The following is a 21,688-nucleotide window of genomic DNA, read 5'->3' as shown; positions in this document are numbered from 1 at the left end:
GGGTTCGTCGTGGCTTGTCGCGCAGTTCCCCGCGCCCCTTTTGAGTCGGGCTGCGCCCGTTCGAAAGGGGCGCGGAAGGGGGCTTCGTGGGCTCTGAGACACTGGGGCTGACATGAGTGAGACAGCACCTCTGCGGAGCGCGCCCCTGCGGGCCCGTGCCGAGATCGATCTGGATGCCCTGCGGGCCAATGTGCGGACGTTGCGCGCGTTGGCGCCGGGTGCTGACCTGATGGCCGTGGTCAAGTCGGACGCGTACGGCCATGGGGCGGTGCGGTGTGCCCGGGCGGCGGTCGAGGCGGGGGCGACCTGGCTGGGGACGGCCACGCCCGAGGAGGCGCTGGCGCTGCGGGCGGCGGGGCTGTCGGGGCGGCTCATGTGCTGGTTGTGGGCGCCGGGCGGGCCCTGGCGCGAAGCCGTCGAGGCCGAAGTGGATGTCGCGGTCAGCGGGATGTGGGCGCTGCGCGAGGTCGCCGACGCCGCCCGTGACGTGGGCGTACGCGCGCGCGTGCAGCTCAAGGCCGACACCGGGCTCGGGCGGAACGGCTGCCAGCCGGACGACTGGCCGGAACTCGTCGCCGAGGCGCTGCGCGTGGAGGCCGAGGGGCTCCTCACCGTCACCGGACTCTGGTCGCACTTCGCGTGCGCCGACGAGCCGGGGCACCCGTCCATCGAGGCCCAGCTCACCCGCTTCCGCGAGATGGTCGCGTACGCCGAGGCACAGGGCGTCCGCCCCGAGGTGCGGCACATCGCCAACTCGCCCGCCACCCTCACCCGCCCGGACACGCACTTCGACCTCGTACGCACCGGAATCGCGGTCTACGGCATCTCGCCCAGCCCGGAACTCGGCAGCTCCGCCGACCTCGGGCTGCGCCCGGTGATGCGGCTCAGCGCCTCGCTCGCGCTGGTCAAGCATGTCTCCGGGGGCCACGGCGTCAGCTACGGCCATCACTACGTCACGCCCGGCGACACGACCCTCGGCCTGGTGCCCGTCGGCTACGCGGACGGCATTCCCCGGCACGCCTCCGGCACCGGGCCCGTCCTGGTCGGCGGCAAGTGGCGGACGGTCGCGGGCCGGGTCGCCATGGACCAGTTCGTCGTCGACCTCGGCGGGGACGAACCCGCCGCCGGGGACGAGGTCGTGCTGTTCGGCGCGGGTGACGGGGGCGAGCCGACCGCGGAGGACTGGGCGAAGGCGGCCGGAACCATCGCGTACGAGATCGTGACGCGCATCGGAACCCGCGTTCCGCGCGTCTACGTCCACACGGGTGAGTGAGCGGGCGGGTGCGACGGCGCATGCGGCCCATGAGTATGTGACCACCGGTGCGTGATCCCGGGGGTGTGATGCCGGGTACGCGATTCCGGGTGTGTGATCCGGGATACGTGAGCACGAGCGCATGAACGGGCAGTGCCTGAACACGAGTAAGTGAAAGACAAACAAGACTGGTAACTCCGTACTGGTGTGCGGAGGGTAGCGGAATCGGCAGCAGGCCCTACGTCGGCGAAGAGGAGCGGGATGTGAGCGAGAGCAGCGCGGAGGCCGTGGAGGCCGTCGCGAGCGCGGCCGCCGCCACGGCCGCGTCCGGCGACGGGGCCTGGCGCAGGGCCGGGGTCGCGGGGGCGGCGATAGGCGTGGTCGCGGCGGGCGCGGCCGCCGGCGTCGCCATAGAGCGGCTCACCGTCGGGCGCGGCATGCGCAGGAGGGCCCGCCTCGCGCTCGACTCCACCGGCCCGTACGGGGCGCTTCGCGGCACCCCCGGCAAGGCGTACGCCGACGACGGCACCGAGCTGTACTACGAGGTCGACGACGTCGAGCCCGAGGTCGGCCTCTCGCCCCGCAGGCGTCGGCTCTTCGGCCGCAAGGCCCCGGCCCCCGTCACCGTCGTCTTCAGCCACGGCTACTGCCTCAACCAGGACTCCTGGCACTTCCAGCGGGCGGCGCTGCGCGGTGTCGTCCGGACCGTGCACTGGGACCAGCGCAGCCACGGCCGCTCCGGGCGCGGGGTGGGCCAGGTGCAGGACGAGCTGCCGCTCACCATCGACCAGCTCGGGCGCGACCTGAAGGCCGTGATCGACGCGGCGGCGCCCCGGGGGCCGATCGTGCTCGTCGGGCACTCCATGGGCGGTATGACCGTCATGGCGCTGGCCGCGCACTACCCCGAGCTGATCCGGGAGAGAGTCGTCGCCGTCGCTCTGGTCGGTACGTCGTCGGGGCGGCTCGGCGAGGTCAACTTCGGGCTGCCGGTCGCGGGCGTCAACGCGGTGCGGCGGGTGCTGCCGGGTGTGCTGAGGGCGCTGGGGCAGCAGGCCTCGCTGGTGGAGCGGGGGCGGCGGGCGACCGCCGATCTGTTCACCGGGATCATCAAGCGGTACTCGTTCGCGTCCCGGGACGTCGATCCGGCGGTCGCGCGGTTCGCCGAGCGGATGATCGAGGGCACGCCGATCGATGTGGTCGCCGAGTTCTATCCGGCGTTCACCGAGCACGACAAGACCGAGGCGCTGGCGACGTTCATCGAGCTGCCAGTTCTCGTGCTGGCCGGGGTCAAGGACCTCGTCACGCCGAGTGAGCACAGCGAGGCGATCGCCGATCTGCTGCCGGAAGCGGAGCTGGTGCTCGTCCCGGACGCGGGGCATCTGGTGATGCTGGAGCATCCCGAGGTCGTGACGGACCGGCTCGCCGACCTGCTCACGCGCGCGGGGGCCGTGCCGGCGGGGGCTACCGTAAGCGGTTATGGAAGCGCCAGCAGCACCGCACGTCCAGGGTGAGCCCATGTCGTCTCTTCAGATCACCGTCAAGTCTCCCGAGCAGATGCTGGAGCTGGGCCGTCGGCTGGCCGAGCTGCTTTGTGCGGGGGATCTCGTGATGCTCAACGGGGAGCTGGGGGCCGGGAAGACGACCCTCACCCGGGGGCTCGGGGAGGGGCTGGGGGTGCGGGGTGCGGTCACCTCGCCGACCTTCGTCATCGCCCGTGTGCATCCGTCCCTCGCGGCGGGGCCGCCGCTCGTCCACGTCGACGCGTATCGCCTGGGCGGCGGGCTGGACGAGATGGAGGACCTGGACCTCGATGTCTCGCTGCCCGAATCGGTGATCGTGGTGGAGTGGGGCGAGGGGAAGGTCGAGGAACTGACCGACGACCGGCTGAACGTCGTCATCCACCGGGCGGTCGGGGACACGACCGACGAGGTGCGGCACGTGACGGTCACCGGGCTGGGGGAGCGGTGGGACTCCGTCGAGCTGGGTGTGTTGTCGGCCTGACGCGCGGCGCCCCGATCGTCTGTTCCGACAAGGTGTCGGCAAAATGTTGCGTGGGGCGTCTTCGGCGTGGTCACATGGTAACCAGTCCTTGGTTAGGTCTACCTAACTTGGTTCGCCGGTGGCACCAGGAGGCGTCCATGCCAGCATCGAAGCGACGTGAGCGGCAGCCGTCCGGGGTGGCTGGGGTGTCGATGCGGGACCTGTTGGCGGCGGGCGTGGCGGCGAAGGCCGTGTCCACGCCGCCGGTGGCTCCGCCGGTGAAGGTGGAGGAACGGCGGCCTGCGGCTGAACGGTGCCCCAAGGCCGCATAGCGCTCTGGGTGGGGTGGATCCGTTCGTTTCGCGACTGCGGGTGAGTGGGGGTTGTTCGCGCAGTTCCCCGGGCCCCTGAAAGATCAGGCCCTCGGCGCTTACAAGGCGCCCCCCTATTCGACCACGACCACCTTCATACCGATGCCCGCGAACTCCCACATCGCCTTGCCGTCCTTGCGGGACTCGCGGATGCCGCCCGTTTTGGTGGTGGGGTCGGGCTGGGGGGTGGAGCCGTCGACCGCCGCGCTGAAGCCGATGGACACGCCGTCGACCGTCGCGAAGCGGACGACGTGTTCGATGGGGGTGCCGTCGGAGCCGGTGACGGCGGCGGAGCGGGACGTGACGATGTAGTCGGCGGGGGTGGGGTCGACCGTGCTGGGGGTGACCTCGAAGGTGCGGGCGACCTTGTCGTTGCCGCCGACCAGCCAGACGCGGTCCTCGTCGAGGGAGTAGACGACACGCTCGCCCGTGCCCGAGTCGTCGGGGAGGAGCTCGGCGGTGTCCTTCTCCTCGGCGGGGGTCTTGGACTTCGGGAGCGCCGAGGACTTCGAGGGGGACGGTTTCCCCAGGTCGTCAGGCACGTTCGCCGACGCCTGGTAGGTGAGGAAACCGACTGCGGCGATGGCCGCCGCGGTGAGCCCGGCCACGAATCCCGAGCTGCTACTGGCCACCTTCTGTGCCCACCTCTCGTACCCACGTACGCCCTTGAAGTACGTCTGTGCTGTGACGGTAGCAGCAGAGGCGGCGTGGACCGGGTCGGCCGTGTCCCGGCCCGAAGCGCCGTAGGCTGTTTGCGTGCTCTTGCTCGCTCTGGATACCGCCACCCCCGCCGTCACCGTCGCGCTGCACGACGGGACGGATGTCGTCGCCGCGTCGAGCCAGGTGGACGCGCGTCGCCACGGGGAACTGCTGCTGCCCGCCGTCGACCGGGTCCTCGTCGAGGCGGGCACCCGCCTCGACGCCGTCACCGGCATCGTCGTGGGCATCGGTCCCGGCCCGTACACCGGGCTGCGCGTCGGCCTCATGACCGCCGACACCTTCGGCCTCGCCCTCGGGGTCCCCGTCCACGGACTGTGCACCCTCGACGGGCTCGCGTACGCGGCCGGGGCCGAGGGAACGGTCGAGGGACCGTTCGTGGTGGCGACCGACGCCCGGCGCAAGGAGGTGTACTGGGCGCGGTACGAGGACGCGCGGACGAGAGTGACCGAGCCGGCGGTCGACCGGCCCGCCGAGATCGCGGAGCTGGTGGCCGGGCTGCCCGCGGTGGGCGCCGGGGCGCTGCTCTACCCGGACACCTTCACCGACGCCCGCGCGCCCGAGCACGTCTCCGCGGCCGCCCTCGCGGCGCTGGCCGCGAGAAGACTCGCGGCGGGCGAGGAACTGGAGGCGCCCCGGCCGCTGTATCTGCGCCGGCCGGACGCCCAGGTGCCCAAGAACTACAAGGTGGTCACCCCCAAGTGACGACCGCGGTGCTGCGCGAGATGCGCTGGTGGGACATCGAGCCCGTACTGGAGCTGGAGAAGGACCTCTTCCCCGAGGACGCCTGGTCCCGGGGCATGTTCTGGTCGGACCTCGCCCACGCGCGGGGCCCGCACGCGACCCGGCGGTATGTCGTGGCGGAGTCCCCGGACGAGGACGGGCGGATCGTCGGCTACGGGGGCCTCGCCTCCGCAGGGGACGTCGCCGACGTCCAGACCATCGCCGTCGCCCGCGAACACTGGGGCACCGGCCTCGGCGCGCTGATCCTCACCGAACTGCTGCGGGCCGCCACCGCCTTCGAGTGCGCTCAGGTGATGCTCGAATGCCGCGTCGACAACGTCCGCGCCCAGAAGCTCTACGAGCGCTTCGGCTTCGAGGCGATCGGCTTCCGCCGCGGCTACTACCAGCCGGGGAACGTGGACGCGCTGGTCATGCGCCTCAACGACCCCTCCACATCCGTATCCGTACAAGGGACCGAGATCAATGGCTAGGTCAATCGCTGGGTCAATGGCTGACGAACCCCTGGTCCTGGGGATCGAGACCTCCTGCGACGAGACCGGCGTCGGCGTCGTGCGCGGTACGACACTGCTGGCCGACGCGATCGCGTCGAGCGTCGACGAGCACGCCCGTTTCGGCGGGGTGGTGCCGGAGGTCGCCTCGCGCGCGCATCTGGAGGCGATGGTCCCGACGATCGACCGCGCGCTGAAGGAAGCGGGGGTGAGCGCGAAGGACCTCGACGGCATCGCGGTCACCGCCGGGCCGGGGCTCGCGGGTGCGCTGCTGGTCGGCGTCTCGGCGGCGAAGGCGTACGCGTACGCGCTGGGCAAGCCGCTGTACGGCGTCAATCACCTCGCCTCCCACATCTGCGTCGACCAGCTGGAGCACGGGGCGCTGCCCGAGCCGACGATGGCACTGCTCGTGTCCGGGGGCCATTCGTCGTTGCTCCTTTCGACGGACATCACGTCGGACGTACGGCCGATGGGCGCGACGATCGACGACGCGGCGGGGGAGGCCTTCGACAAGATCGCGCGGGTGCTCAACCTCGGGTTCCCGGGTGGTCCGGTCATCGACCGGTACGCGCGGGAGGGTGACCCGGGCGCGATCGCGTTCCCGCGCGGGCTGACCGGGCCCCGCGACCCGGCCTACGACTTCTCCTTCTCGGGTCTGAAGACCGCCGTGGCCCGCTGGATCGAGGCCAAGCGCGCGGCGGGGGAGGACGTTCCGGTGCGGGATGTCGCGGCTTCCTTCCAGGAGGCCGTGGTGGATGTGCTGACGCGCAAGGCCGTGCGGGCGTGCCGTGATCAGGGGGTGGATCATCTGATGATCGGCGGGGGTGTCGCCGCCAACTCCCGGCTGCGGGTGCTGGCGCAGGAGCGGTGCGAGGCGGCCGGGATCCGACTCCGGGTGCCTCGGCCGAAGTTGTGCACCGACAACGGGGCGATGGTGGCGGCGCTGGGCGCGGAGATGGTCGCGCGGGGGCGGGCCGCTTCGGACTGGGATCTGTCGGCGGACTCGTCGTTGCCGGTGACGGATCCCCATGTGCCGGGGCGTGCGCATGACCACGTTCACGAGGTCGGCAAAGAGAACCTGTACTCGTGACCGTCGCGCTGATGTGGGAGGCCCGGGCGGTGGCCGGGCGGGGAGAGGAACTCCTCGCCTGGGCGCGGGCCCAGGAGCTCCCCGTACGGCCGCTGCGGCGCGAGACGTTCCGGGCGCCGCAGGACCGGGTGCTGGTCATCACGTGGTGGGACGCGGAGTACGACGCGGAACTGCCCGAACTGCCGGAGCCGACCGGGGAGTTGGTCAGCCGGGCGGTGCATCGGTGGCGGTTCGAGTCGGTGGGGGCGGATTGAACGGCGCGTAAAGATCGCCGTGACCCCGAGCATGGTGGCGACAACTTTCCACCAGTAGTCGGGCAGCGCCGAAAGTCTGCGGGCGGCGAACAGGACCGCAAGGGTGACCACCAGGACGGCCGCCGACGCCATGGCCATGCGTAGTTTCAGGTGGCTGGTTCGGCCACCCTTGAGCCGAAACGCCAGGTCACGGTTGAAAGATCCGTATGGAAGCGGAACGTATTCCGGTGGGACTCGCCCATTCTCCCAGAATTCATCAGGGGGTGGGTTTATGTGGCCCTTATTCCGAGCGGAATGGATCTTTCTTTGTGAAGCATTGACCGTGTTCGATCAATGCGGGTAGAAGTGGCAGCCACTGTGAAGATCGTGTGGTTCGGGGGCTGTTGTGTCGTCGGTTGCAACGGGACGTCAAGTCGGTGCGCCTGCAAGACACTTGAGGGACATAGCGGTCTTCGTGACGTCAATGGGTGTGCTTGCGGGCATTCCGGCGGTGAGCGTCTCCGCCACTGCCCCTGCGGCGTACGCGGATGCGAGTTCCGGCTCTTCCGGGAGGAGCCTTTCGGAGGCTGATGAAGCTGCCGAGAAGGCGGTGGAGACCGGCGAGCGCGTGGAGATCGTGGGGGAGCGCACCGAATACGCGACGACGTACGCGAATCCGGACGGGGAGACTTTCTCCCTGAGCATGTCCACGGTTCCGGTCCGAGTGCGGCAGACCGATGGGGCGTGGGCCGAGCCGGACGCGACGCTGGAGCAGCGGGCCGATGGCACGATCGGTCCGAAGGCTGCCGTGACCGATCTGTCGTTCTCCGGCGGAGGTGACGGGGGCGGCCTCGTCACCGTGGCGGAGGGCGGGCAGTCGCTGACCGTCGGGTGGCCGGGTGAGCTTCCCGAACCGACGCTCGATGGTGCGTCGGCGGTGTATGTGGACGTACTGCCGGGCGTCGATCTGCGGCTGACCGCGACGACCGAGGGCTACCGCGAGGTGCTGGTGGTCAAGTCGGCCGAAGCGGCGGCGAGTGACGAGCTGCAGAGGCTGGACTTTCCCGTCGAGGCGCAGGGACTGACACTGCGGGGTGGCGCCGGTGGCGGTCTGGACGCGGTCGACGAGAACGGCAACGCCGTGTTCCGTACGCCCACCGCGCGTCAATGGGACTCCGCCGGGGACGCGGCGAGCTCGGAGACGTCGGCTATGTCGCTCGCGTCGTCGGACACGGACAGCGCGGCGGACGACTCCTCCGCTCACGACGGTGAGTTCACACCTGACCCCGCCAAGGGACCCAGCGACGGCGACGCTTCCGCCGTACTACCCGTCACAGCCGACGACGACTCGATCACGGTCGTTCCCGATGCCGATCTGCTGACCGGTGCCGACACGGTGTACCCGCTGTATATCGACCCCGACGTCTCCTGGGGCGAGTCCGAGCGCACGGTGCTGTCCTCGGACGGTGACACCTTCTACAACTTCTCCGGTGGTGACGACGGTGAGGGTGTCGGTTACTGCAGTACGTATGTGACCGGCGGGTACGCGTACTACTGCGGTTCGGGTTACAAGCAGCGGATGTACTTCGAGTTCTCGCCGAGCAAGCTGCGCGGCAAGCGGGTGCTGGACGCCACGTTCCGCGTGACCGAACGCTGGTCGATGTCCTGCGAGAAGACGACCATCGATCTCATCCGTACGCCGAACATCTCGTCCTCGACGAAGTGGCCCGGCCCGACCAGCAACTGGGACAAGCTGGGTGACCAGAGCTTTGCGGCTGGGCGTGGCACGATGTGTGATCCGAGTCAGCCGGATGCGCCGCTCGAGTTCAACGACAACCCGAGCCAGAGTTATGAAAACCTCACCGACACGGTGAAGGCATTCGCGGCCGGAAGCTTCTCCCGTCTGACGCTGATGCTGAAGGCGCACGACGAGTCGGACCCCAATGGGTGGAAGCGGTTCGACGACGATGCCGTGCTGGATGTGACCTTCGTGGCCGTCCCGGCCACGCCGACCAGTCCCGGTGTGCGCTCCGGGGAGAGCTCCTTCTGCGAGACGGACGCGAGCGACCCCGACGTGCTCTCGGACCCCACGCCCACGCTCACCGCGGTGGCGCAGACCCAGCCGGGCGGGGAGAGCGGGGCGCAGTTGCGTACCCACTTCTACGTGCAGAAGAAGAACAGCGACGGGACGTGGAGCACGGTCACCGAGCCGGTGCGGCCCCTCTCCCCTGACTCCGTCGGTGACGGCAAGACGGTGGACGTGAGTTCGCCGGTGACACTGTCCGAAGGGACGGCGTACCGGATGGGCGTCTTCACCCGCTCGTACTACAACGGTGGGAACAGCTTCCTTGAGTCCGCCAGCACCGCCGCGTCCAAGGGCTACTGCTACTTCATGGTGGACACGACCCGCCCCAAGGCGCCGGTGATCACCCTCGGCGACCCGTACTCGGTGTGCACGGCCAACGCGTGCACCGCGGCCGGTGGCCCTGGTGTGAAGGGCGCGTTCACCTTCGCTCCGGCGTCGGGCGACGCGAGCACTGTCGTCGCCTATCGCTACAAGCTGTCGTCGTCCTCGACGTGGTCGCCGACGATCTCGGGAACGACGGTCACCCGGCAGATCGCCCCCGAGTTGTCGGGCACACAGGTGCTCCAGGTGCGGGCGCTGGACAACGTCGGCACCGGGCGCTGGGGTGCGACCGCGAGCGTGCGGTTCAACGTCAAGGAGAGCGAGGGCGCGACGGGGCGCTGGCGTTTCGACGACAGCGCGCCCGGTTCTGGTGGGACGACGGCGGCGGACACCGCTATGGCCGAGGGCACGCGGCATCCGGCGACCCTGTACGCGGCGGGCGCCGGCTGGTCCTCGCTGGCACGGCGGGGTACGGACGACCGCTCGTTGTGGCTGAACGACACCTCCGACACCACCATGCAGTCGGGCTATGCCGCGACCTCTGGGCCGGTGGTCAACACCCAGTCGTCGTTCACCGTTTCGGCGTGGGCGTACCTGACCGAGAAGAGCGCGTACCGGACCGTGCTCTCGCAGACCGGCAGCGACCGCTCGGGCTTCTCCCTCTACTACTCGGCCGGCCAGGACAAATGGGTGTTCCTGTGGAGTTGGTCCGACGGCGGTACCCGACGCTACGTGGGTGCGAACGCGGACGCGGCGGGTGTGCCGCTGAAGGCGTGGACCCAGGTGGCGGGCGTGTACAACGCCGAGAACAAGACCATCCAGTTGTTTGTCAACGGCCGCGCCCAGGGCAGTCCGGTGGCTCTGCCGTCCGGCGCGGCGACACAGACGCCCGACGGGCGGATGCAGTTCGGCCGTGCCGAGTACACGGCGGGCAGCCCCCAGGACTACTGGCGGGGCCGGGTGGACGAGGTCGCGGTGTTCCAGCAGGCGCTCCAGCCCGGCGATGTCGCCAAGGAGACCAGGCTGCTGGACACCACCGAGACAGCGACGGCCACCGAACTCGTGGCCGCCTGGAACCCGGACGGCGCGAGTGGTACCACGCTGGCCGACACCGTCAGCGGCTACGGCCGCACGCTGACCCTGTCCGGCGGTGCCTCGCTGGACGGTGAGGCGATCGTCCTGGACGGCACCGACGACGCCGCCACCGTCACCGGGCCGGTCGTCGACGAGTCCGGCTCGTTCACCGTGACCACCGAGGTGGACTTGGACCAGGCGGTGCTGAACACCAAGAGCACCGGCTTCACCGCCCAGGTTCTCGGCCAGCGCTCTGCTGATGGCTCGGCCTGGGGACTCTGGTACGAGCAGACCGGCACCGAGACCAGGTTCGACGACGAGGACAATCCCTACGAAGTACCCGTCGGGTTCTGGCGCTTCGGCCGCCTCGCCGCCGGCGGCACGTTCACGGCCGTGGACTCCGACAGCGCGGCGGTCATCGGTAGCCGGGTCCGGTTGACCGGGGTGTACGACGCGCAGGCCGGCACCATCGCCCTCTACCTCGACGCGACACAGAACGACACGGACCTCGCCTACACGGCTGTGATCGGGTCGGGTGAACTCGCCGTCGGCAAGGGCTATGTGGGCAATTCCTGGGGCCACCATCTGCCCGGCAAGATCTCGGACATCCGGATCTGGGCGGGCGCGCCGGCGGACGAGGCGCAGGTGGACACCATGACCAGCGGCTGACGGCCATGGCCCGCATCGCGAGCCGTGGCCGTGCCACCCCATGGACAGTCGACCTTCGCTGTTCCCTCAATTCTTGTCGTTCTCCTTCATTCCTTGGCCGTCGCGGCGGCCGTTCCTGGCGGGGGTTGTCGTGAATTCCGGTACGAGAGTGGCCCGTTGGACAAGCGGCAGACGCGGCGCCGTTGTGGTGACGCTGGCGCTCGCGCTGATGGCGCCGGTGGGTGCGCTGCCCAATGCGCAGGCCGCCGGCCTTACGGCAGGGGACGGTCTGGGCAAGCCCGATCTGCCCGAGCAGCGGGACAGCGACGTGCGCGAGGTCACCGGCCTGGGTGCCAAGAAGGCTCGTGCGGCGGTTGCGGAGGCGAAGAAGCAGAACACCGCCCAGGCCCGGCGTGCCGCCGCAGAGCAGCATGCCACCTGGCCCAAGCCGGGCCGGGTGACGACGACCGTTCCCGCATCCCGCAAGGGCAGTGCCACCGCGAAGGTGGGCGGTCTGCCGGTCACCGTCGCCCCGGCGGGCGGTGCCAAGGCCGCCGCAGGCGAGACGGTGATCCGGGTGTTGGACCGGAAGGCCACCAAGGCCGCCGGTGTGAAGGGCGTCCTGCTCACCGCGACGGCCGCCGACCCCGGCCGGGCCGAGGTCTCCGTGGACTACTCGGCGTTCGCCTCCGCGTACGGCGGCGGCTGGTCGGGACGGCTCGGACTGGTGCGGCTGCCCGCCTGCGTACTGACCACACCGAAGAAGGCGGTCTGTCGCACACAGACATCGCTGGACTCGCACAACGACATCGCCGACCAGACGGTCTCCGCCGCGGTGCCGCTGGCCGAGACCCCGTCCTCTTCGTCCGCCTCCGCCTCTTCCAGCACGGCGACCGTGCTCGCTCTCGCCGCGACATCGACCACGTCCTCCTCAGGCTCCGGCGACTACTCGGCGACCCAGCTGTCCTCGTCGTCCACCTGGGAGGCGGGTGGCTCGTCCGGAGCCTTCACCTGGTCGTACGGCCTGGACACACCGCCCGCGGCGGCCGGTCCCGCCCCGTCGCTGAACTTGTCGTACGACTCCGGCGGTATCGACGGCCGCACCGCCTCCACCAACAACCAGTCCACCCAGGTCGGCGAGGGATTCGAGATCTCCTCCTCGTCCTACATCGAGCGCTCCTACGGTTCCTGTGACAAGGACGGCCAGGACGACAAGTTCGACCTGTGCTGGAAGTACACCAATGCCTCTCTCGTCCTGAACGGCAAGTCCAGCGAACTGGTCAAGGACGATACGACCGGGGCGTGGCGACTGAAGAACGACGACGCGTCCACCGTCACCCACTCCACCGGCGCCGACAACGGTGACGGCAACGGCGAGTACTGGACCGTGGTCACCGGCGACGGCACCAAGTACGTCTTCGGTCTCAACAAGCTCAGCGGTGCCGGCACCGAGCGCACCAACTCCGTGTGGAGCGTGCCGGTCTACGGCGACGACGCGGGCGAACCCGGCTACGACCAGGGCAGTGCCCTCGCCGACCGGTCCGCGACCCAGGCCTGGCGCTGGAATCTCGACTACGTCGAAGACCTGCGCGGCAACGCCATGTCGTACTGGTACACGGCGGAGACCAACCACTACGCGAAGAACGGCGCCTCGACCGGCACCACCGAGTACACCCGGGGCGGCTACCTCACCAAGATCCTCTACGGGCAGCGAGCGAGCGCTCTGTTCTCCGGTGTCACCTCCAACAAGGTCACCTTCACCTACGAGGAGCGCTGCACCGCCGACGACTGCTCGGAGCTGACGGACGCCACCTCCGACAACTGGCCGGACGTCCCCTTCGACACGATCTGCAAGAAGGACGCCGACTGCGACGCGACGGGGCCGTCCTTCTTCACTCGTAAGCGGCTCACCCAGGTCGACACGTTCGCCTGGTCGGCGGCCGCCGGCGCCTTCACCGCCGTGGACTCGTGGGCGTTCACGCACGAGTACCTGGACGGCGGTGACATCGGGGACACCAGTGACCAGACACTCACGCTGAAGAGCATCCGGCACACCGGCAAGAACGGCACCGCGATCACGCTCCCGCCGGTGACCTTCACGTACCAGATGCGGGAGAACCGGGTCGACGCCACCGACAACATCCTGCCGCTGACCCGCCCCCGCATCCTGAGCGTCACCTCGGAGACGGGAGCGATCACCCGCGTCACCCTCTCCGAGCCGGAATGCGTCCGGGGCTCCGTCATGCCGAGCGCCCCCGACGAGAACACCAGGTCCTGCTATCCGCAGTACTGGAACATCAACGGCGCCGAAGAAGCCTCGATCGACTGGTTCCACAAATACCGCGTCCTCGCGGTCGGCACCTCCGACCCCACCGGCCACAACGATGGCGTGACGAACGCCTACTCCTACGCCGACCCCGCCTGGCACTACAACGACAACCCCCTTGTGCCGTCCGACGAGCGCACCTGGTCCATCTGGCGCGGCTACGGAAAGGTGACCGCCACGAAGGGCACGGGGAGCAACCAGACCAAGACCGTCTCGGTCTACCTCCAGGGCATGAACGGCGACCGCCTGCTCAAGGCGGACGGCACGCTGGACCCCGACGCCCGCCGCTCGGCCACCGTCGCCGGGGTGGACGTCGGCGGACTCGACGTGGCCGACCAGACGGACAGCGATCCCTACGCCGGCTTCCTGCGCGAGAAGATCACCTACGACGGCTCGACCCCGGTCGCCGTCGCGGTCAATGACCCCTGGTCGCGCAAGACCGCCACCCAGCACAAGTCGTACGCGGACACCGAGGCGTACTACGTCCGGACCAAGCGCACCGCCGCCCACACCTATCTGACGGCCTCGTCGAGCTGGCGCACCCGTGCCTCCTCCACAACGTACGACGACTACGGCATGGCCGTCATCGTCGACGACGAAGGTGACACGGCCAAGTCCACCGACCAGACCTGCACCCGCACGTGGTACGCCCGCAACACAGGCCTCGGCATCAACTCCCTGGTTTCCCGGACCCGTTCGGTCGGCCGGACCTGCTCGGTCGGCGAGTCGGACCTGTCCCTGCCGACGTCGTCCGCCACCCGCGGCGACGTGCTCGCCGACACGGCCACCGTGTTCGACAGCACCTCGGCCACCGCGTGGAGCGCCTCCCAGACTCCGACTCTGGGTCTTCCCACCTGGGTCGGCCGCGCCTCCGCGTACCCGGCGTCGGCGACCGGGGGCGAACGTCATCCCACCGCCTGGCAGACGGTCGTCAAGACGACGTACGACACGGCGACGGCAAAGCTCGGACGTCCCCTGTCCGTGACCGACGCGGCGGGCAACACCACCAGCACCGCCTACACCCCGACCGACACGGGCCCGCTGACCCGGACCGTCATCACCAACCCCAAGAGTCAGAAGAGCTACAACTACTTCGACCCGGCAAGCGGCTTCCCCACCAAGGTCTACGACGTCAACACCAAGCTGACCGAGACGACGTACGACGCCCTGGGCCGGGTCACCGCCGTATGGCTGCCCAACCGCCTCCGCTCAGGAGAACAGTCCGCCAACTACACGTTCGGCTACTCCGTCACCAACGCCGACACGTCGTGGACCTCCAAGTCGGCCCTCAAGGCGGACGGCGACACCTACAACACCGCGTACACCGTCTACGACTCGCTGCTGCGCACCCTGCAGACCCAGTCCCCGACCCCGCTCGGCGGCCGGCTCCTGACCGACACCCGCTACGACAGCCGGGGCCTGGCCTACGAGACGTACGCCGACATCTTTGACCAGGACGCGACCCCGAGCGGCGCCTACGTCCGCGCCGAGTACGGGGAGGCGCCGAAGCAGACGGCCACCACGTACGACGGGGCCGAGCGGCCCATCCACAACACGTTCTACGTCGGTGGCGTCAAGCGCTGGACCACCACGACCAGCTACACCGGTGACTCCACCGCCACCACCGCCCCGGCCGGCGGCTCCGCGACCCGCGTGATCACCGACGCGCTGGGCCGCGTCACCGAGCGGCGCGAGTACTCGGGCACCTCCCCGGCCGACACCGCCTACGGAGCAGGTGCCGGCACCGGAGCCGCCTACACCTCCACCGCCTTCACCTACACCCGTGACGGCAAGCAGGACACGATCACCGGCCCCGACGCTTCCGTCTGGTCCTACGACTACGACCTGTTCGGCCGCACGACCGGCAGCACAGACCCGGACACCGGCGAGACCACCACCGGCTACACGGCCCTCGACCAGGTCTCCTGGACCAAGGACGCCGAAGACCGCGTCGTGATCTCCGCGTACGACGTCCTCGGCCGGGTCGCCGGCACCTGGAGAGCGGCGTCCACGGCCGACCTGACCTCCACCACCGAGGAACAGGTCGCCGCCAACCAGCTCACCGGGTACACCTACGACACGCTGGCCAAGGGCCAGCTCGACACCTCGGTCCGCTATGTGGGCGGCAGCGGTACCTCGGGCACGGCGTACACCCAGAAGGTCACGGCCTACGACGCGCTGTACCGGGCCACCGGGACGCAGCTCGTCCTGCCGTCGAGCGACGCCTTCGTGACCTCCGGCGCGGTGCCGTCCGCGACGCTGGACTTCTCGACGTACTACAAGATCGACGGCACCCAGGACCACATCAAGGAACCCGCCGCTGGTGGTCTTGCGGCCGAGCAGATCCAGACGAAGTACAACGACCTCGGGCTGCCCACGTCGGTCTCCGGCGCACAGGGGTACGTGCTGGAGACGTCCTACTCCGCCCTGGGTGAGACCGAGCAGCTGACGCTGGGGACTTCGTACGCCACGGGCACGAAGAAGGCGTACATCACCAACACCTACGAGGACGGCACGGGCCGCCTCACCCAGTCCGTGGTCACCGACCAGACCCACGGCTACGAGCTCCAGGAGCTCAACTACACCTACGACGACGCGGGCAACGTCACCTCGATCACCGATCCCACCACTCTCGGCGGGACCTCGGCGGCGGACAACCAGTGCTTCGCGTACGACGGTTACCGCCGCCTGACTGAGGCCTGGACCCCGGCCACGGCCGACTGCGCGACCTCGGGCCGCACCACCGCCAACCTCGGCGGCCCCGACCCGTACTGGTCCTCGTACACGTACAAGGACTCCGGCCTCCGCGCCACCGAGACCACGCACACGGCCGCCGGCGACACCAAGAACACGTACTGCTACACCGGCGACCAGCCCCACACCCTGACGGCCGTGACCACCGGGTCCTCCTGCACGGGCGTCACCCCGTCCCACGTCTACGACGACACGGGCAACACGACCACCCGCCCCGACGGGACGGCGACCCAGTCACTGACCTGGAACGAGGAAGGCAAACTCGCCAAGACGGTCGAGGGCAGCACCAGCACCGGATACGTCTACGACGCGGGCGGCACCCTCCTCATCCGCCGCAACGCCTCCGGCGAGACCGTCCTCTACCTCGGCGCAACCGAGGTCCACCTCGACACGAGCACCAGCACGGCCAAGTACTGGGCCCAGCGCTATTACTCCGTCGGTGGCTCGACCATCGCGATGCGCACCAACCAGTCCGGCACCGAGGTCCTGTCCTACCAGGCCGGCGACCACCACGGGACGTCGACTCTGTCCCTCACGGCCACCGACCAGACCGTCACCAAGCGCCGCCTGACCCCGTTCGGCGAAAAGCGCGAGGGCGGGACCGGTCCCTGGATCGACGACAAGTCCTTCCTCGGCATGACCGCCGACACGAGCACCGGCCTCACGCACGTCGGCGCCCGCGAGTACGACCCGTCGATCGGCCGTTTCATCAGCGTCGACCCGGTCCTGGCCCTGGATCAGCACCAGTCCCTCAACGGCTACGCGTACGCCAACCAGAACCCGGTCACTTTCTCCGACCCGACCGGCCTCTTCTGCGATGGCTGCAGCATCGACAACGACGACTCGGTCTGGGGCACGGACGACGGACCGTACGATGCCAACGGCAACCACGCGCCAAGCGGCAGCGGCGGTACCAAGACCAACAGTGGAACGGCTTCCAGCGACGACACTGTCCTGCCACGCGGTTGCGGCCTCGCAGGCCAACCCCCGTGCGGGAGCCTCTTCGCCCCGCCCGTGATCGAGGGCCCCGTGGTATTGACCCCGGCGCCGGACTACTCCCCGGCAGTCAGGGAGACAGCGCTCGCCGGGTGTAGCTGGGTTCCCATCCTCGGCTGGGGCTGCGACGCCTACGATCTCACGCGGGCATGGGGCGAAGGCGACACCTACGGCATCGCTGCGGGAGTTGCCGGATTCATCCCCTGGGGAGACATCCTCAAGGCACCCCGACAGGCCGACAACATTGCCGATGCGATCAAGGGCGCCGAAAAGGGGGAAGCCCCGCGCACCTCGGATGGAAAATATTCAAAGCGTGACGGTGAGCCTGGTCGGGATGGCGCTGCGGATGAAGCGAATGCCTGGGAGCAGTTGGAAGTGGATGGCGCAGTCGTCATGCGTAAAGAGACCCCGGTGTCTGCGCCAGGGTTCCGGCCCAGAAAATATGACGGCACCGTTGAGGTGAACGGCCAGTGGTATGGAATCGAAGTGAAGGGCGGAACAGCCAGGAAAAATCCACAACAGCGGAAATTTGATGATTGGCTGAACAAGCCTGGAAACACGGTCACCACTTCGGACGGGCGCACACTGGTCGGAGTGTTTGATGTGTGGATAGATAGGTAGTGGCTGCTGCCCCGTTGTGAGGAGGCGATTCCACGGCCCTTCCCTCCCCCTGAGGGTATGGTGTTCGCAGAAACAAGCATGGCCTACTGGAGTAGCTGGCAATCTCGAAGGGAATGAGTGTGAGTTTTGATCTGATCTTCTGGCATCAGAAGTCGATTCCAACCTCAGAGGAGGCTGCTCATGTTTATGATCAACTAGTGGACGGCCTTACGGGTGTGGTTGAAGAGAGTTCGGCTGTTGGTGACTTCTATCAGTCTGTGATCTCCGTGATTCCAGATCTCACGGAGGAGAATATGGCCGATTCTCCCTGGGCCTCTCCTCTTTATGTCACCAGCGAGTGTGTAATCGCCGCTATCTCCTGGTCGCAGGCCAAGGAAGTTTCCACGCTCCTACTTGACCTGGCGTCCGGCCACGGGCTGATCACCTATGACCCGCAAGAGCAGGTAGTTCATGGAGTTGGCGTATAAGGGGTGTGCACCCACCGGGAGCGGTGAAGAGGAGACGACTGGCGATCGGCGCGTACTGGGGGTGGAGTACGCGGCGCTCGGTGGACAGTACGGTGATCGGGCCGTCACTCTGGGTTGATGGTGCACGGTGTGGAGTGGGCGGCGCAGGGGCCGGGTGGTGAGCCCGAGTCGTCGGACAGCATGAAGGCCTTCGGGGCGGTCGTGCAGGCGTTGCGGGAGCATGCGGGGTTGAGCCGGGAGGAGTTCGGGGCGCTCGTTCATCTGTCCAAACACTCCGTCGCGTCCATTGAGTTGGGGCGGCGGCTCGCGGACCAGCGGTTCGTGGAGCTGGCGGAGGAGGCGACGGGGAGCACGGGGGCTGTGCGGGGTGCGTTCAGGCATATGGCTCGACAGCCGGGGTTGGCGGCGTGGTTCAGGATGTGGGCGCGCTTGGAGCGGGAAGCGGCTGTTCTGGATACGTATGAGTGCAGGCTGGTGCCGGGGCTATTGCAGCCGGAGTCGTACGTCCGGGCGGTCTTCGAGAATGCCGTTCCGCCGCTCACCGACGGTGAGTTGGACATGCAGGTGGCCGTCCGGATGGAGCGACAGCAGCTGTTGCGGGAGCGTCCCAACACGTCGTTCAGCTTCATCATCGAGGAGAGCGTGCTTCTCCGGGAGTTGGGCGGTCCGGAAGTGACGCGCTGCCTGTTGGACTACTTGCTGGAGTGCGCGGAGTTGCGCAACACGAGCCTGCAGATCATGCCGCTGAAACGCGGGCAGCACGCCAGCCTGTCGGGGCCGCTCCAGCTTGTGGAGACACCGGACGGGCGGCGGCTCGCCTACGCCGAAGGGCATATGAACGGTCGGCTGATCGCTGACCCGAAAGACGTGGCCCTCCTCAACCAGCGTTATGCGAAACTGCGGTCGCAGGCTCTTACCCCGGAGGACTCCGTGAGCTTGCTGGAGCGACTGCGAGGAGCCTTATGAGTACCGCCCAACTCGCTTGGTTCAAGTCCAGCCACAGCACGGATCAAGGTGACAGCTGCGTCGAAGTCGCCGCCACCCCCGCCACCATCCACGTCCGCGACTCCAAAGACACCACCCGCCCCCACCTCGGCCTCGGGCCCTCCGCCTGGGCCGCGTTCGTGTCGTACGCGGCGGCCCAGGCGGACTGAGCCGTCAGCTCTTCAGGGCCCGCACCTCCGTCTCGCAATGCAACCGGCGGTCCGGGCCCACCTCGCGTACCGGCCCCGTCAGCGTCACCCGCGCCGTATGGCGTACGTCCGTGCTCGACGCGCCCAACCGCAGTTCCAGGGTGCCCGGTTCGACCACCCGCCTTCCCGAACGGTCCGTGAAGGATGACACGTCGGGGTGGAAGCGGAACGTCACGCGAGAGGCCTCCCTCGGCTCCAACTCCAGCCGCTGGTAGGCGATCAGCCGCATGTCCGGGCGGGTCACCGAGGCCACCGGGTCGTGCAGGTAGAGCTGCACGACCTCCGCCCCCGGCCGGTCACCCGTGTTGCGAACGGTCACCGAGACATCGCAGTCCTCACCCTCGAAGTCCCCGCCCTCGAAGTCCGTCCACTCGAACGTCGTGTACGAGCGGCCGTGCCCGAAGGGATACAGCGGCGTCGGGTCCAGGTTGCTCGCGGCGCCGACCAGGCCCAGGGGTGGCTGGAGGTACGTCCACGGCTGGCCCCCGGGCCGGTGCGGGACGCTCACCGGGAGGCGGCCCGAGGGGGAGACGCGGCCCGACAGTACTCCCGCCACCGCCGGGCCGCCCTCCTCCCCGGGGAAGAACGCCTGGACCACGCCCGCGAGTCGGCCCTGCCAGCGGCCCAGCGCGTACGGGCGGCCGGTGAGCAGGACCAGCACCACCGGCGTGCCCGTCGCCGCCAGCGCGTCCAGCAGCTCCGCCTGGACCCCCGGGAGGCGGAGGTCCTCCGCGTCGCAGCCCTCACCGGAGGTGCCGCGGCCGAAGAGGCCCGCCCGGTCGCCCAGGACCGCCACGCAGACGTCCGCCTCGGACGCCCGCGAGACCGCCTCCGCGAACCCTCCCGTGTCCTCGCCGTCCACGTCGCTCCCCGCCGCGTATGTGATCTTCGCGTCGGGGAGTTCGGTGCGCAGGGAGTCGAGGATCGTGGGGATCTCGATGCCCAGGGGGGTGCCGGGGTGGGCCGGGAGGACGTGGGAGGGGAAGGAGTAGCAGCCGAGCATGGCGAGGGGGTCGTCCGCGCGAGGGCCCACGACGGCGATACGGATGTCGGGGGCCAGCGGGAGTACGTCGTCCGGGTTGTCCAGCAGGACCACCGACTCCTCCGCCAGGCGGCGGGCCAGGGTGCGGTTCGCCGGCGAGTCCAGGTCGATGCGTTCGGCGGTCGGCTCCGGGGTCCAGTCCTCGTCCAGCATGCCCAGCTCGCACTTCTGGAGCAGGACCCGGCGGGCGGCCCGGTCCACCAGGGACTCGGGGATCTCCCCCGCACGAACGGCCGTCACCAGGGGCTCGCCGTAGCAGCGCAGGGTCGGCAGTTCCACGTCGATGCCCGCCGACAGCGCGGCCCCGGCCGCCTCCGCGCGGCTTCCCGCCACGCGGTGGTTCGTCTCCAGGAAGCCGACGCCGAAGTAGTCGGAGACGACCGTGCCGGTGAAGCCCCAGTCGTTCCGGAGGAGTTCGGTCAGCAACCCCGGGTCCGCCGAGACAGGGACGCCGTCCGTCTCCGTGTACGCCGCCATGACCGAACGCGCGCCGCCCTCGCGCAACGCCATCTCGAACGGGGGGAGCGTCACGTCCGCGAACTCCCTGACACCCGCCCGTACGGGCGCGTGGTTGCGGGCGCCGACGGACGCGGCGTACCCGGCGAAGTGCTTCAGCGTGGCCACGATCCCGGTCGACTCCAGGCCACGGACGTACGCCGCGCCCACCGTGCCCACCAGGTACGGGTCCTCGCCGATCGTCTCCTCGACCCGCCCCCAGCGCGGGTCGCGGACCACGTCCAGGACGGGGGACAGGCCCTGGTGCACGCCGAGTGACGTCAGGTCCTGGCCGATGTGCCGGGCCATTTCCTCCACCAGGGGTGGGTCGAAGGTCGCGCCCCAGGCGAGCGGGACGGGGTACGCCGTCGCGCGCCAAGCAGTGAAGCCGGCCAGGCACTCCTCGTGGGCGACCGCGGGGATACCGAAACGGTTCGCGGTCATGATGCGGCGCTGGGCGCGGGCCAGTGCCGCCGCGCCCAGCGCCGGGTCCACGGGGGCCGTGCCGAAGGCGCGGGTGAGCTGGCCGAGGCCCCGGGTGATCAACTCGTCGAAGTCGAACGACTCCGACATGCCCTGCTCGTCGGGGGCGATGTCCCCGCCGCTCGTGTCGTTCTTCACCCACACGCCGTACAACTGGGCGGTCTTCTCCTCCAGGGTCATCCGGGAGAGCAGGTCCTCGACCCGGTCGGCGGCGGCCAGGGCGCGGTCACGCCAGGGGATGGTCATGAAACTCCTGTTCGGGGTCGGCGAGTTTCAGTGGCAACGAGTCGGTGCGGTCCGTGGCTTC

Annotated in this window: 15 protein-coding genes; 13 read left to right on the top strand and 2 right to left on the bottom strand. The window is 69.2% G+C overall.

Annotated features, from left to right (window positions below; all coding sequences use genetic code 11):
- Positions 1-112: 112 nt before the first annotated feature.
- The 4 genes from alr to JIX56_RS17030 all read left to right on the top strand — a co-directional run bounded on the left by alr (position 113) and on the right by JIX56_RS17030 (position 3,564).
- A complete protein-coding gene (gene alr, locus JIX56_RS17045) occupies positions 113-1,273 on the top strand; it encodes an alanine racemase (RefSeq protein ID WP_257541638.1) in 1,161 nt (386 codons plus the stop codon).
- A 242-nt stretch (positions 1,274-1,515) separates the two neighbouring features.
- Positions 1,516-2,763: an alpha/beta fold hydrolase gene (locus JIX56_RS17040; RefSeq protein ID WP_257541636.1), complete on the top strand. Its 1,248-nt coding sequence runs from the start codon at positions 1,516-1,518 to the stop codon at positions 2,761-2,763.
- Entirely contained in the window at positions 2,729-3,253 is a 525-nt protein-coding gene (tsaE, locus tag JIX56_RS17035) for a tRNA (adenosine(37)-N6)-threonylcarbamoyltransferase complex ATPase subunit type 1 TsaE (RefSeq protein WP_257541634.1), read from the top strand. Before JIX56_RS17040 ends, tsaE begins: the two co-directional genes overlap by 35 nt.
- A gap of 137 nt (positions 3,254-3,390) precedes the next feature.
- Positions 3,391-3,564: a hypothetical protein gene (locus JIX56_RS17030; protein ID WP_257541632.1), complete on the top strand. Its 174-nt coding sequence runs from the start codon at positions 3,391-3,393 to the stop codon at positions 3,562-3,564.
- 113 nt (positions 3,565-3,677) lie between these two features.
- Here JIX56_RS17030 and JIX56_RS17025 read toward each other — a convergent pair whose 3' ends face one another.
- Positions 3,678-4,235 carry a hypothetical protein gene (locus tag JIX56_RS17025; RefSeq protein WP_257541630.1) on the bottom strand — a complete coding sequence of 186 codons (558 nt, stop codon included), beginning with the start codon at positions 4,233-4,235 and terminating at the stop codon, positions 3,678-3,680.
- Between the two features lie 124 nt (positions 4,236-4,359).
- On the opposite strand from JIX56_RS17025, the gene tsaB reads away from it, so the two are divergent.
- The 9 genes from tsaB (at position 4,360) to JIX56_RS16980 (ending at position 19,322) form a co-directional block, all read left to right on the top strand.
- Entirely contained in the window at positions 4,360-5,025 is a 666-nt protein-coding gene (gene tsaB, locus JIX56_RS17020; RefSeq protein ID WP_257541628.1) for a tRNA (adenosine(37)-N6)-threonylcarbamoyltransferase complex dimerization subunit type 1 TsaB, read from the top strand.
- Positions 5,022-5,534, top strand: a complete 513-nt coding sequence (rimI, locus tag JIX56_RS17015; RefSeq protein ID WP_257541626.1) for a ribosomal protein S18-alanine N-acetyltransferase — start codon at positions 5,022-5,024, stop codon at positions 5,532-5,534. Before tsaB ends, rimI begins: the two co-directional genes overlap by 4 nt.
- 16 nt (positions 5,535-5,550) lie before the next feature.
- Complete coding sequence (gene tsaD / locus JIX56_RS17010; protein WP_257541625.1) at positions 5,551-6,642, top strand: tRNA (adenosine(37)-N6)-threonylcarbamoyltransferase complex transferase subunit TsaD; 1,092 nt, start codon at positions 5,551-5,553, stop codon at positions 6,640-6,642.
- Positions 6,639-6,896, top strand: coding sequence for a hypothetical protein (locus JIX56_RS17005; protein ID WP_257541623.1), 258 nt, complete (start codon positions 6,639-6,641; stop codon positions 6,894-6,896). The genes tsaD and JIX56_RS17005 overlap by 4 nt, the downstream gene beginning before the upstream one ends.
- Positions 6,897-7,485: 589 nt before the next feature.
- Positions 7,486-11,025 carry a LamG domain-containing protein gene (locus tag JIX56_RS17000; RefSeq protein WP_306819859.1) on the top strand — a complete coding sequence of 1,180 codons (3,540 nt, stop codon included), beginning with the start codon at positions 7,486-7,488 and terminating at the stop codon, positions 11,023-11,025.
- 208 nt (positions 11,026-11,233) lie between these two features.
- Positions 11,234-17,701 carry an RHS repeat-associated core domain-containing protein gene (locus tag JIX56_RS16995; protein ID WP_257550929.1) on the top strand — a complete coding sequence of 2,156 codons (6,468 nt, stop codon included), beginning with the start codon at positions 11,234-11,236 and terminating at the stop codon, positions 17,699-17,701.
- Positions 17,702-17,820: 119 nt separating this feature from the next.
- Positions 17,821-18,168, top strand: coding sequence for a hypothetical protein (locus JIX56_RS16990; protein ID WP_257541621.1), 348 nt, complete (start codon positions 17,821-17,823; stop codon positions 18,166-18,168).
- Between the two features lie 117 nt (positions 18,169-18,285).
- A complete protein-coding gene (locus JIX56_RS16985) occupies positions 18,286-19,134 on the top strand; it encodes a helix-turn-helix domain-containing protein (RefSeq protein ID WP_257541619.1) in 849 nt (282 codons plus the stop codon).
- On the top strand, positions 19,131-19,322 hold the full coding sequence (locus JIX56_RS16980; RefSeq protein WP_257541617.1) for a DUF397 domain-containing protein: 192 nt from the start codon (positions 19,131-19,133) through the stop codon (positions 19,320-19,322). The genes JIX56_RS16985 and JIX56_RS16980 overlap by 4 nt, the downstream gene beginning before the upstream one ends.
- 4 nt (positions 19,323-19,326) lie before the next feature.
- Here JIX56_RS16980 and JIX56_RS16975 read toward each other — a convergent pair whose 3' ends face one another.
- Positions 19,327-21,627, bottom strand: coding sequence for a glycoside hydrolase family 3 N-terminal domain-containing protein (locus tag JIX56_RS16975; RefSeq protein WP_257541615.1), 2,301 nt, complete (start codon positions 21,625-21,627; stop codon positions 19,327-19,329).
- Between the last annotated feature and the right edge of the window lie 61 nt (positions 21,628-21,688).

Origin of the sequence: Streptomyces sp. CA-210063, assembly GCF_024612015.1 — a bacterium.
Taxonomy (GTDB): Bacteria; Actinomycetota; Actinomycetes; order Streptomycetales; family Streptomycetaceae; genus Streptomyces.
Note: the sequence above shows the minus strand (reverse complement) of the source record. Positions and strands in the feature narration are given on the sequence as shown.